The following is a 12,270-nucleotide window of genomic DNA, read 5'->3' as shown; positions in this document are numbered from 1 at the left end:
AGTGGGTGATTAGCTCAGCTGGGAGAGCACCTCCCTTACAAGGAGGGGGTCGGCGGTTCGATCCCGTCATCACCCACCACTTTCTCGCCAGCTGGATTTCTTGTTAAAATGTGAAGTACCGAAGTGGGTGATTAGCTCAGCTGGGAGAGCACCTCCCTTACAAGGAGGGGGTCGGCGGTTCGATCCCGTCATCACCCACCACTTCGGGTCGTTAGCTCAGTTGGTAGAGCAGTTGACTTTTAATCAATTGGTCGCAGGTTCGAATCCTGCACGACCCACCAATGTAAAAAAGCGCCCTAAAGGCGCTTTTTTGCTATCTGCGATTTATACAATTGCCTGATGCGCTACGCTTATCAGGCCTACTGACAATACTCCCCTCGTAGGCCGGATAAGACGTTAGTCGCCATCCGGCACAGACATCATACCATCAAAGCCGCCACCAGTTTTTCCAGCGCTGGCGTGGCCTGCTGCTGTTCATAGACAATATACAAATCCGCCGGAATACGTTCTTCTAACGGCCGGAATACCACGCCAGGCCAGCTCATCTGGGCATAGCTATCGGCAATCAGCGTAATCCCAATCCCCATGCTAATCATCGCCAGCACCGTTTGCGGCTCCCTCACCTCACGAATAATCATCGGTGAAAATCCGGCGCTCAGGCAAACGCGCTGTAAAAATGCCCAGTCGGTATGAATGGAGGGCATCGTGACAAAATATTCATTTCTCAACGCTTCCAGCGGTACGGATTCACAGGCGGTAAGAGCATGTTCTTCCGGCATGGCCACCAAAAATGAGGATTCATGTAAGCGCAGGCTGGTAAATCCGGGAGAAGGTTCAGTAGCCATGCGCCAAATTCCCGCATCCAGTTCACGTCTTTCCAGCATCGTCATCTGCATGGCAGGCATGTTCTCGCGAAACTGCACCTCAACGTTGGGATTTTCCTTCAGAAAACGCCGCATCACCGGACGCATTTTTCCCCACATTGCGGTACCAATGACGCCAAGCTCAATTCGCCCTGCCTCACCGCGACCAATCTGTTCCACTCGTGCCAGCGCCTGATTAGCACTGGATAACAGTCTGCGCGATTCTTCCATCAAAATTTTTCCGGCGTGGGTTAACGCCACGCTGCGGGAATGACGGATAAATAGCAACGTGCCGAGCTGCTGTTCCAGCTCTTTGATATGCGTACTGAGCGGCGGTTGCGACATATTCAGGCGAGCAGCAGCGCGTCCAAAATGCAGTTCTTCTGCGACGGCAAGAAAATAACGCAGTAACTTCAGATCGATGCGGTGCGTGCGTTCCATGGATAATGCGCTCCTGAGTGAAGAATAATGCGCAAAGTTACCACATTGCATCGCAGAAAATGAAACGGCGGGTATCAGAACCCGCCGCTAAAGGAGCATTAATGTGCCGGTGATTTCTGCGCCAGTCGTTCAGGCTCATGCTTATATTTAAAGAACAATGCAAAGATAACCGCCAGGACCAGCGCGTAAGCGGCAAACACCAGCCAGATAGTTTGCCAATCCTTGACGCCATCGACAGAAAAATAGTCCACCGCCATCCCGCTCAGGATTGAACCCACCCACGCGCCAATGCCATTTACCATCGTCATAAACAGCCCCTGGGCGCTGGCGCGAATGCTTGAGTCAACTTCCTGCTCGACAAATACCGACCCGGAGATGTTGAAGAAATCAAACGCGCAGCCGTAAACGATCATCGACATAAGCAGCAACACAAAGCCAAACGGGGACGGATCGCCAAAGGCAAAGAAGCCAAAGCGCAGCGTCCACGCCAGCATGCTCATCAGCATCACCGTTTTGATGCCAAAACGTTTGAGGAAGAACGGGATAGTGAGGATAAAGCCCACTTCCGCCATCTGAGAAACCGACAGCAAAATGGAGGGATATTTCACCACAAAGCTGTTGGCAAACTCAGGGTTACGGGCGAAATCATGCAGGAACGGATTACCAAAGACGTTGGTAATTTGCAGCACCGCCCCCAGCATCATGGCAAACAAAAAGAAAATTGCCATGCGCGGATTTTTAAACAAAACAAACGCATCCAGCCCCAGCTTACTGGCCAGCGTGGCGGATTCTTTTTTCTCCGCAACCGGTATTTTCGGCAACGTCAGCGCATACAGAGCCAGCAGCAGCGATGCGCCTGAAGCGATATACAGCTGCGCGCTGCTCAGCTCCAGCCCCATTAAGCTGACCGTCCACATCGCCACAATAAAGCCAATCGTGCCAAATACACGAATTGGCGGGAACGTGGTGACCGGATCCTGACCCGCCTGCGCAAGGCATGAATATGAGACGCTGTTCGATAACGCAATCGTCGGCATATACGCCATCGCGTTAACCAACATCACCCAGAACATGGTCTGGGGATCGGTAACGGTTGTGGCGTACAACAGCACGCCAGCACACACCAGATGGCACAGCATGTAGGCGCGCTCGGCACGCAGCCACTTATCGGCGATGATCCCCATAATGCCCGGCATAATAATCGCTGCCAGCCCTTTCGAGCTGTAGACCATACCCACATTCGCGCCGGTAAAATCCAGGGTGTTAATCATGTAAGAACCCAAGGTAACCAGCCAGCTACCCCAGATAAAATATTGCAAAAACGACATGAGCTTTAAGCGAGATGCGATACCCATTTTTCCGTTCCTTGCCAAAAAAGTAAGACCCCGCAAGCGGGGTCATGTTTTAATTATTCAGGCCAGTTTGCGCAAAAAGCCGCAGATCAGATTGATAAAATTCTGCTGCGAGAGTTCCGCTGCCGCCAGCGTCTGCGCGTGAGATAACTTCACATCCCCCAAACCTTCCGCCAGGTTGGTGATGGCAGCCACCGCAACCACTTTCAGACCGCAGTGGCGCGCAGAGATAACCTCAGGCACCACCGACATCCCCACCACATCGCCACCAATGATTTGCATCATGCGGATTTCTGCCGCGGTTTCAAAGTTTGGCCCCGGATAAGAGACAAATACGCCTTCGCTCAGCGGGAAACCTTCTTCTGCGGCAACGGTTTGCAGGATTGCACGATAGTCAGCATCATAGGCATTCGCCAGCGAAAAGAATCGCTCGCCAAAACGCTCATCGTTAAGTCCCACCATCGGTGTACCCGGCATCGTATTAATGTGATCGCTAAGCGCAACCAGACTACCCGGCCCAACTTCAGGGCGGAGGGAGCCTGCGGCATTGGTACAAAATAACAGTTCACAGCCCAGCAGCTTCAGTGTGCGAATGGCATCGGTCATCACCGTCATGCCGCGACCTTCATAAAAATGCCCACGCCCTTTCATACAGGCCACTGGAATACCGGCCAGATTTCCCAGCACCAGCTCACCGGCATGACCATGTACGGTACTGACAGGGAATCCCGGCAATTTCTCGTAAGAGATGGCCACTGCATCCTCGATTTGATCCGCCAACGCGCCGAGGCCTGAGCCAAGAATAAAGGCTACGCGCGGCGTGAAATCGGGTTTGCAACTACGAATGATGTCGGCGCTGTACCAGGGATTTTGCGAGAAAAGAGAGTGACTCATGAGATGTCCTTAATACTGAGTAGTCGAAAATAATGTCGCGTACCGCACTGTTATAGCGAGACTACGCAATCGATTACCAATACCGTTTATCCCGACAACCGATAGTAAATCGGTATGGATGAGTCGCACTAAACCAGCCTGAAATCACATTTTTTTCGGGCCAGAAATGGCACAGAAATAGAGATACATGCAGATTTGGGATTTTTATTATTAAACTCTGCTCGGCCGTATTGTCGCTGAAGTTCTGTTCACTAATGCCGATACTCATGTTTTATGGCGTGAGGAATCCGTATGACAACTATCAACGTTTCCACCCCAACTGTTCAAAGCAGTAGCGGCGGAAAAGCACCAGCCGGGAATGATATCTCCGCACAGATTGCGCAAATCACCCAAAAGATAACCAAGCTAACCCAGCAGCTCAAAGATATCCCCAACAGCAGTGGCACTATTGAGCAGAAACGCGAGCAGCAGGAACTTATTCAGACCCAAATCAAGATGTTACAAGCCCAGTTGGATCAATTGTTGCGTCGGCAGGCCGAGGAGTCGCAGCAAAAGCAAAGCGCCGATCAGAGAAAAGCTGAAGGCATCAACACGGCTTCCGACCAACATCAGGTCGATATTTATATCTGATACAACGGATCGCGGGCACGACCGGCGGTTAATTCACTGGCCTGCATTCGCACCACGTCCCACAATGCCTGAGCGGCGGTTGAGAGAGAGCGATTTTTGCGCCGCGCCAACATCAGTTGTCGTTCCACAACCGGCGTCAGGCGCTTAACCTGCAAGTGGCTACCCTGCGGTAAGGGGAGCGCCAGTGCGGGCAGCACGCTGATGCCAATCCCCGCCTCCACCATTGGGAACAGCGTTGCCGGGTGTCCAATCTCCTGAACAATATTGGCATCAATGGAAAAATGGGCCAACGCCGCATCGATCAGCGGTCGGCTGCCGGAAGCGTAATCCTGTAACACCAGACGTTCGTGGTACAAATCCTGCCAGTTTACCCACTCACGTTGGGCTAACGGATGATCATGGCGACACAGCAGCAGGAACGGTTCGGATAGTACGGCTTCACACTGCAGATCGGTCACGGCGCCCGGGTCAATCACAATGCCAAAATCCACTTCCCCCTGACGAATACTCTCCAGTACCCACTGCTGTGGCCGGTCATGCAGGACAAAATCGATTGCCGGATAAAGCTGATTGCTCTGCGCAATACACTGCGGAATGAGATGCGCGGAAATCGTCTGGCTGGCAGCAACCCGCACCGTACCGGTTAACTGCGTACCCACCTGCCCGGCTTCACGCAGCGTACTGTGCAGTTCATCCAGAATGCGTTCCAGCCGTGCCGCCAACTGGTGTCCGGCTTCCGTCAGCACCACCTCGCGCGTTGTACGATCCAGTAGCCGGACACCCGTCTGCCCTTCCAGCTCTTTTACACTATGACTAACCGCCGACTGGCTTAAGCCGATGATATCCCCCGCCCGGCTAAAACTTTTGGCCTGAGCGACGGTGACAAAGATACGTAATTGACGCAAAGAATAATTCATCGATTCTATTCATATATAGATGCAATAAATCAATTTTATTTCTCAAACGGAAAAACGCAAAATGTTGCTACCGAATTTCAGGAGTCTTTATGAAACTTTTTCGTATTCTTGATCCGTTCACGATAACGCTGATTACCGTTGTTTTATTGGCGTCGTTTTTCCCGGCCGAAGGTGGCTTTGTGCCTTTCTTTGAAGGCTTAACCACCGCCGCCATTGCGCTGCTGTTTTTTATGCACGGCGCCAAACTCTCTCGTGAGGCGATTATTGCCGGCGGTAGCCACTGGCGTTTGCATCTGTGGGTGATGTGCAGCACGTTCGTTGTCTTCCCGGTGCTGGGCGTCCTGTTCGCCTGGTGGGCGCCCGTCAACGTTGACCCGATGCTGTACACCGGATTCCTGTACCTGTGTATTTTGCCCGCCACGGTGCAGTCGGCTATCGCCTTTACCTCAATGGCAGGCGGTAACGTTGCCGCCGCCGTGTGTTCCGCTTCGGCCTCCAGTCTGTTGGGTATCTTTCTTTCGCCGCTGCTGGTAGGCCTGGTCATGAATATGCATGGCGCAGAAGGCAGCCTGGAACAGGTGGGGAAAATCATGCTGCAGCTGCTGCTGCCGTTCGTGCTGGGGCATCTCTCGCGACCGTGGATTGGCAACTGGGTGTCAAAACATAAAAAATGGATCGCAAAAACGGATCAATCTTCCATTTTACTGGTGGTTTACTCCGCCTTCAGTGAGGCCGTGGTTAATGGGATCTGGCACAAAGTGGGGGTCGGTTCACTGCTGTTTATCGTGGTTGTTAGCATCATATTGCTGGCAATCGTGATTGCTATCAACGTCTTTGTCGCGAGGAAATGCGGTTTCAGCAAAGCTGATGAAATCACTATTGTCTTCTGCGGATCGAAGAAAAGTCTGGCCAACGGGATCCCCATGGCAAACATCCTGTTTCCGACATCGGTAATTGGTATGATGGTGCTGCCATTGATGATTTTCCACCAAATTCAGCTGATGGTGTGCGCCGTGCTGGCGCGTCGCTACAAACAACAGACGGACGCGCTGCAGGCGCAGCAGAAGAGCCGCGCCGCGAAGGCCTAAAGCGGGCGTTTCAGGGGCTGAACCAGCTGCGTCAGCCCCTCGGTTTTAATCAGCAGCGTGATTTGCATCAGCTCACCCAGTTTGCCCGGCGGGAATTCATCCTTACGGGCAAACCACAGCAGATACTCTTCCGGTACATCAATCAGCCGACGCCCTTTATATTTGCCAAAGGGCATCACGGTATTGGCGATTTCAACCAGCTGCTCTTTTTCCATCTCAGGCACCCAGTAAGCGGATCATTTCAGCTTCGTCGATAACGGCAATGCCCAACTCCTGCGCTTTTGCCAGTTTAGAGCCCGCCGCTTCCCCCGCAATCACCAGATCGGTTTTCTTCGACACGCTCCCCGCCACTTTTGCGCCCAGCTCGGTCAGACGCGCTTTGGCGTCATCGCGTGACATCAGGCTCAGGCTACCGGTCAGCACAATCGTTTTACCGGCAAACGGGCTGTCGATTTCTTCAGCGTTGATAACCACCGGCGCTGGCCAGTGGATCCCCTGCGCCAGAAGTTGCACGATCACCTCGCGGTTACTCTCTTCGGCAAAGAAGTTAAACACGTGAGTGGCCACCACAATGCCCACATCCGGTACTTTTTGCAGCTCTTCAATGGAAGCCGCCTCCAGCGCATCCAGCGTACCGAAATACGCGGCCAGACCCGCAGCCGTCGCTTCGCCGACTTCACGAATACCCAGCGCGTAGAGGAAACGGGCAAACGTGGTCTCTTTCGCTTTTTCCAGCGCATTCACCACGTTTTGCGCCGACTTCGGCCCCATACGATCGAGGCCGGTCAGCTTACCGGCGGTCAGCGTGAACAGATCCGCTGGTGTGTGCACGTACTCTTTCTCGACCAGTTGATCGATAATTTTGTCGCCCATACCGTCAACATCCAGCGCACGGCGGGAAACGAAGTGTTTCAATGATTCCTTCCGCTGTGCCCCGCAGATTAAACCTCCGGTACAACGAGTAACCGCTTCTCCTTCCACACGCTCAACGTCAGAGTTGCATACCGGACAGTGGGTGGGAAACTCGATTTCGCGCGTATCTTCCGGGCGTTCGGAGAGTACGACGTTCACCACCTGTGGGATGACATCGCCCGCACGGCGAATAACAACTTTGTCGCCAATACGCAAACCCAGCCGCTCGATTTCGTCAGCGTTATGCAGCGTTGCGTTACTCACCAGCACACCAGCCACCTGCACTGGCTCGAGGCGAGCGACAGGCGTAATCGCGCCGGTACGACCGACCTGAAACTCAACGTCGCGAACAAAAGTCATCTGTTCCTGCGCCGGGAACTTAAAAGCTACCGCCCAGCGCGGTGCGCGGGCAACAAAGCCCAGTTGCTCCTGCAGCGCCATGGAGTTGACTTTGACAACCACGCCGTCAATATCGAATCCAAGCGTCGGCCGGTCTTCTTCAACCTTATGATAGTAAGCGAGTACTTCCTCCGGAGAGTCGCACAACGTTACCCTGTTGCTGACCGGAAGGCCCCACGCTTTAAACTGCAGCAGGCGACCCAGATGGGTATCGGGCAGTTCGCCGCCTTCCAGCACGCCGACGCCATAGCAGAAGAAAGTAAGCGGTCGCTTCGCTGTAATACGTGGATCGAGCTGACGCAGTGACCCAGCCGCCGCGTTACGCGGGTTAGCAAACACTTTGTTGCCAGTGCGGCGGGCTTCTTCGTTGATTTTTTCAAACCCGGCCTGCGGCAAAAACACTTCACCGCGCACTTCCAGGCGAGCCGGAATATTATCGCCACGCAGTTTTAACGGGATCGCGCGGATGGTGCGCACGTTCGAGGTAATGTCCTCACCAGTCGTACCATCACCACGCGTTGCCGCGCTGACCAGCACACCGTTTTCATACAGGATACTGACCGCCAGGCCGTCCAGCTTAAGCTCGCAGCACCAGGTCAGTTTATCCGTGCTCTTCAGTCTGTCCTGAACGCGCTTATTGAAAGCGAGAAAACTCTCCTCATCAAACACGTTATCCAGCGACAGCATCGGCACTTCATGACGGATCTGGCTGAATGCCGCCAGTGGTGCGGCACCTACGCGCTGGGTGGGTGAATCGGGCGTGACAAGTTCAGGATGCTGCGCTTCCAGTTCACGCAGTTCGCGCAGCAGACGATCGTATTCCGCATCAGGAATTTCCGGCGCATCCATCACATGGTAGAGATACTCATGATGGCGAAGCGTGGTTCGCAGTTCTGTCAGTTGTTGTTCGATTGATTCCATATCGCACCATCAATGATAAAAAACCCCCGACAGGCGGGGGTTCAGAAAGGAGAGGTCACGCCAGAGGAAAATCAGGCGTGAGATTCTTTAACTTCGCGGATGCGGTCCTGATACTCGCGCAGTTTCTGCGGCGTCATCATACGACGTTGATCGTCGAGCACCACACCGCCCACTTCATCGGCAATGTGCTGTGCGGACTGCAGCATCAGCTTGAAGTTTTGCAGCTCGTCACCATAGGACGGAACCTGCATAAAGATAGTGACGCCCGGCGTGCTGAAATCGCCGGTCATCTCAGGGTCAAACGTCCCTGGGTTAACCATATTGGCAAGACTGAACAGCGACGGGCCACTACCATCCGGGCTGAGATGACGATGGAAAATATTCATATCGCCAAATTTAAAACCAGCCTGCTGAATGCTGTTGAGCAACACTTCACCGTTGAGCTCGCTGCCGTGATGCGCCGCAACGTTCATAATGATGACCGCTTCTTTACGCTGCGGTTTTTCAGCTACGGGCGCTTCTTCAACAACCGGTTCAGGCTGCGGTTGCTGTTCAACAACAGGCTCTGCTGGCTGGAAGGTCTGTGGCGCAGGTTGTGGCGCGGGCTGCTGAACCTGCGGCGCAACGGGCTGATGTTGCATCGGCTGCTGCGCAGGTTGCTGCTGAACAGGCTGATGTTGCACCGGCTGCTGCGGTTGTACGGGCTGCGGCGGCTGCTGAACATGCGGCGGCGGTACAGGCGCTTGTGCAGGCTGCTGCGCGTGTTGACGCGGCTGAGCAGACGCATAAGGCGGCTGGTACTGGTGTTGCGGCGACTGAGGAGGAACACCATGTTCCTGAGCGCTGCCGGGAGCATGATTCACACGATGCACGCGGACTTCGCCCACGCCTTCGTCTTCCTCGACGTTGTCGTCGTAGGAATCCTCGTCATCACGTTTAGACTTCATGCGTTTCAGTGGGCGATCGCGGAATATAGAAGACCGTTCTTTACGGCTAGTCCAGAAACCATGTACCAGTAAAGCGATTATGGCGATCGCGCCAACAATGATTAATATCAGACGCAAATCCTGCATCATTATATTCTCTGTTGTTCTAACACCTTGCCACCACGGCAAACATTTACTCACTAAGAGTATTTGCCGATTACGCCAAGTGCAAGTGCACTCTTGGCTTTCACGGCATAAAGATGAATAAAAACGTGCTTTTTGCTGTTTTTTCGAACATTTCTGAACAGCCTAACGCTCAACAACCCGGTAAGATACGCAAAGTTTACCAGAGCTCATATAACAAGGAGTATGTCCTGACCATGGTTTCATCATCTGCAGTTGTACCTCGCAGCGGTTTTTATTACTTTTCTCAGGGATGGAAACTCATCACTCAACCGGGAATTCGTCGCTTTGTTATCCTGCCTTTACTGGTGAATATTCTGCTAATGGGCGGCGCATTCTGGTGGCTGTTTACGCAACTGGACAGTTGGATCCCTGCGCTGATGAGCCACGTCCCGAACTGGCTACAGTGGCTTAGCTATTTGCTATGGCCGATTGTCACGATCTCCGTGCTACTGGTGTTTGGCTACCTGTTCTCTACCATCGCCAACTGGATTGCCGCACCGTTTAACGGCTTGTTGGCAGAACAACTCGAAGCCCGCCTGACAGGTGCAACACCGCCTGACACTGGCGTTCTTGGCATCATGAAAGATGTGCCCCGTATTATGAAGCGCGAATGGCAAAAGCTGGCGTGGTATCTCCCGCGCGCCTTTGTGTTACTGCTCCTCTATTTTATCCCCGGCGTGGGGCAGACCGTTGCCCCGGTACTGTGGTTCCTGTTCAGTGCGTGGATGCTGGCTATTCAATATTGTGATTATCCGTTCGACAACCACAAAGTGCCCTTTAAAGAGATGCGTATCGCCCTGCGCACACGCAAAGTCACCAACATGCAGTTCGGTGCGCTAACCAGTCTGTTTACGATGATCCCGGTGCTCAATCTGTTCATCATGCCGGTTGCGGTTTGTGGTGCCACGGCGATGTGGGTAGACTGCTATCGTGCTAAACACGCGTTATGGAAGTAATGCAAAAATGTGTAAAACAGGGGGGGCTTATGCCGTCCCTTATTCCATACTGACGTCGAATATTTCCTTTCTGAATATAGATATGCTAAATCCTTACTTCCCCATACTTTCTCAACAGGTATGCTGAAGCGGTATCCCAATTTCATACAGTTAAGGACAGGCCATGAGTAAGATTTTTGAAGACAACTCGCTGACTATCGGTCATACGCCGCTGGTTCGACTGAACCGTATCGGTAACGGACGCATTCTGGCGAAGGTGGAGTCACGTAACCCGAGCTTCAGCGTCAAATGCCGTATCGGTGCCAATATGATTTGGGATGCCGAAAAACGTGGTGTACTGAAGCCGGGCGTTGAGTTGGTCGAACCAACCAGCGGCAACACCGGGATCGCGTTGGCCTACGTTGCTGCCGCCCGTGGTTACAAACTCACCCTGACGATGCCAGAAACCATGAGCATTGAGCGTCGCAAATTGCTGAAGGCATTGGGTGCAAACCTGGTGCTGACCGAAGGCGCGAAAGGCATGAAGGGCGCGATTCAAAAGGCAGAAGAGATTGTTGCCAGCGACCCAGAAAAATTCCTGCTGCTTCAGCAATTCAGCAACCCGGCTAACCCGGAAATCCACGAGAAAACTACCGGCCCGGAAATCTGGGAAGATACCGATGGTCAGGTTGATGTGTTTATCTCTGGCGTAGGTACCGGCGGTACGCTGACCGGGGTGACTCGCTACATTAAAGGGACCAAGGGCAAAACGGACCTCATCACCGTTGCCGTTGAGCCGACAGACTCTCCGGTTATCGCCCAGGCGCTGGCGGGTGAAGAACTTAAACCAGGTCCACATAAAATTCAGGGCATCGGTGCAGGCTTCATTCCAGGCAACCTTGATCTGAAACTTATCGATAAAGTCGTCGCTATCACCAATGATGAAGCAATCTCTACTGCGCGTCGCCTGATGGAAGAAGAAGGTATTCTGGCAGGTATCTCTTCAGGTGCTGCCGTTGCTGCCGCGCTTAAGCTGCAGGAAGATGAAACCTTTACCAATAAGAATATAGTGGTTATTCTACCGTCATCGGGTGAGCGTTATCTGAGCACAGCACTGTTTGCCGATCTCTTCACTGAGAAAGAACTGCAACAGTAATGCCAGCATGTTAAAAACGCGTAAAAAAGCACCCTTTTGGGTGCTTTTTTGTGGCCTGCTTCAAAGTTTCAACCCACCTGGCATTGATTCAGCCCGCCGGAACTGGTATTTAACCAAACTAATTATTTTGATGCGCGAAATTAATCGTTACAGGAAAAGCGCTAGCTGAATCGATTTTATGATTTGGTTCAACTCTTCCTTTCGCGGCATAATGTTTAATGACGAACGAAACGTCAGCGGCAAGAAGTTGCCAGCAACGGATTGCACCGAACTCCTTTTGTGTCGCGTCCTGTTTACGTCGACGCTAACAATACAGGCTAAAGTTGAACCGCCAGGCTAGACTTTAGTTCCACAACACTAAACCTATAAGTTGGGGAAATATAATGTTCCAGCAAGAAGTTACCATTACCGCTCCGAACGGTCTGCATACTCGCCCTGCTGCTCAATTTGTTAAAGAAGCAAAAGGCTTTACGTCTGAAATCACTGTGACTTCCAACGGCAAAAGCGCTAGCGCAAAAAGCCTGTTTAAGCTGCAGACTCTGGGCCTGACTCAGGGCACCGTTGTTACCCTTTCCGCAGAAGGCGAAGACGAGCAGAAAGCAGTTGAGCATCTGGTTAAACTGATGGCTGAACTCGAGTAAGTTCAACGA

At 52.7% G+C, this 12,270-nt stretch carries 12 protein-coding genes and 3 tRNA genes; 8 read left to right on the top strand and 7 right to left on the bottom strand.

What is annotated here, in order from left to right:
- The first annotated feature begins 3 nt into the window (after positions 1–3).
- The 3 genes from EHN13_RS11240 (at position 4) to EHN13_RS11230 (ending at position 281) form a co-directional block, all read left to right on the top strand.
- Positions 4–79, top strand: a tRNA-Val gene (locus tag EHN13_RS11240).
- Positions 80–125: 46 nt separating this feature from the next.
- Positions 126–201 (top strand) — tRNA-Val (locus EHN13_RS11235).
- A gap of 4 nt (positions 202–205) precedes the next feature.
- A tRNA-Lys gene (locus tag EHN13_RS11230) sits at positions 206–281 on the top strand.
- Positions 282–419: 138 nt separating this feature from the next.
- Here EHN13_RS11230 and EHN13_RS11225 read toward each other — a convergent pair.
- The 3 genes from EHN13_RS11225 to xapA form a co-directional block, all read right to left on the bottom strand.
- Complete coding sequence (locus tag EHN13_RS11225; RefSeq protein ID WP_124021395.1) at positions 420–1,304, bottom strand: LysR family transcriptional regulator; 885 nt, start codon at positions 1,302–1,304, stop codon at positions 420–422.
- 98 nt (positions 1,305–1,402) lie between these two features.
- Positions 1,403–2,659 carry a nucleoside permease gene (locus EHN13_RS11220; RefSeq protein ID WP_124021394.1) on the bottom strand — a complete coding sequence of 419 codons (1,257 nt, stop codon included), beginning with the start codon at positions 2,657–2,659 and terminating at the stop codon, positions 1,403–1,405.
- Between the two features lie 57 nt (positions 2,660–2,716).
- Positions 2,717–3,550, bottom strand: a complete 834-nt coding sequence (gene xapA, locus EHN13_RS11215; protein ID WP_048210993.1) for a xanthosine phosphorylase — start codon at positions 3,548–3,550, stop codon at positions 2,717–2,719.
- Between the two features lie 291 nt (positions 3,551–3,841).
- Here xapA and EHN13_RS11210 point away from each other — a divergent pair, with 291 nt between their 5' ends.
- A complete protein-coding gene (locus EHN13_RS11210; RefSeq protein ID WP_048210992.1) occupies positions 3,842–4,180 on the top strand; it encodes a FlxA-like family protein in 339 nt (112 codons plus the stop codon).
- Here the strand turns inward: EHN13_RS11210 and EHN13_RS11205 are convergent.
- Positions 4,171–5,097: a LysR family transcriptional regulator gene (locus EHN13_RS11205; RefSeq protein ID WP_048210991.1), complete on the bottom strand. Its 927-nt coding sequence runs from the start codon at positions 5,095–5,097 to the stop codon at positions 4,171–4,173. The genes EHN13_RS11210 and EHN13_RS11205 overlap by 10 nt on opposite strands.
- Positions 5,098–5,186: 89 nt before the next feature.
- Between EHN13_RS11205 and EHN13_RS11200 the strand changes: the two genes are divergently transcribed.
- The gene (locus EHN13_RS11200; RefSeq protein WP_061068297.1) at positions 5,187–6,185 is read left to right on the top strand and encodes a bile acid:sodium symporter family protein; all 999 of its coding nucleotides are present in this window, start codon (positions 5,187–5,189) and stop codon (positions 6,183–6,185) included.
- Here the strand turns inward: EHN13_RS11200 and EHN13_RS11195 are convergent.
- From EHN13_RS11195 to zipA, 3 genes are all read right to left on the bottom strand, one after another.
- Complete coding sequence (locus EHN13_RS11195; RefSeq protein WP_003038102.1) at positions 6,182–6,400, bottom strand: DUF3820 family protein; 219 nt, start codon at positions 6,398–6,400, stop codon at positions 6,182–6,184. The two genes, EHN13_RS11200 and EHN13_RS11195, sit on opposite strands and share 4 nt — an antisense overlap.
- A 1-nt stretch (position 6,401) precedes the next feature.
- Positions 6,402–8,417 carry an NAD-dependent DNA ligase LigA gene (ligA, locus tag EHN13_RS11190; protein WP_115643116.1) on the bottom strand — a complete coding sequence of 672 codons (2,016 nt, stop codon included), beginning with the start codon at positions 8,415–8,417 and terminating at the stop codon, positions 6,402–6,404.
- A gap of 71 nt (positions 8,418–8,488) precedes the next feature.
- Positions 8,489–9,493, bottom strand: a complete 1,005-nt coding sequence (gene zipA / locus EHN13_RS11185) for a cell division protein ZipA (RefSeq protein ID WP_121584870.1) — start codon at positions 9,491–9,493, stop codon at positions 8,489–8,491.
- 230 nt (positions 9,494–9,723) lie between these two features.
- Between zipA and cysZ the strand changes: the two genes are divergently transcribed.
- The 3 genes from cysZ (at position 9,724) to ptsH (ending at position 12,261) form a co-directional block, all read left to right on the top strand.
- Complete coding sequence (gene cysZ / locus EHN13_RS11180) at positions 9,724–10,485, top strand: sulfate transporter CysZ (RefSeq protein WP_086523404.1); 762 nt, start codon at positions 9,724–9,726, stop codon at positions 10,483–10,485.
- A gap of 163 nt (positions 10,486–10,648) precedes the next feature.
- Entirely contained in the window at positions 10,649–11,620 is a 972-nt protein-coding gene (gene cysK / locus EHN13_RS11175; RefSeq protein WP_003038091.1) for a cysteine synthase A, read from the top strand.
- 383 nt (positions 11,621–12,003) lie between these two features.
- Positions 12,004–12,261 (top strand): phosphocarrier protein Hpr, encoded by a 258-nt coding sequence (gene ptsH / locus EHN13_RS11170; RefSeq protein ID WP_002913505.1) that lies wholly within the window; start codon positions 12,004–12,006, stop codon positions 12,259–12,261.
- Positions 12,262–12,270 lie beyond the last annotated feature (9 nt).

This window comes from Citrobacter youngae (assembly GCF_003818115.1).
Taxonomy (GTDB): domain Bacteria; phylum Pseudomonadota; class Gammaproteobacteria; order Enterobacterales; family Enterobacteriaceae; genus Citrobacter; species Citrobacter youngae.
Note: the sequence above shows the minus strand (reverse complement) of the source record. Positions and strands in the feature narration are given on the sequence as shown.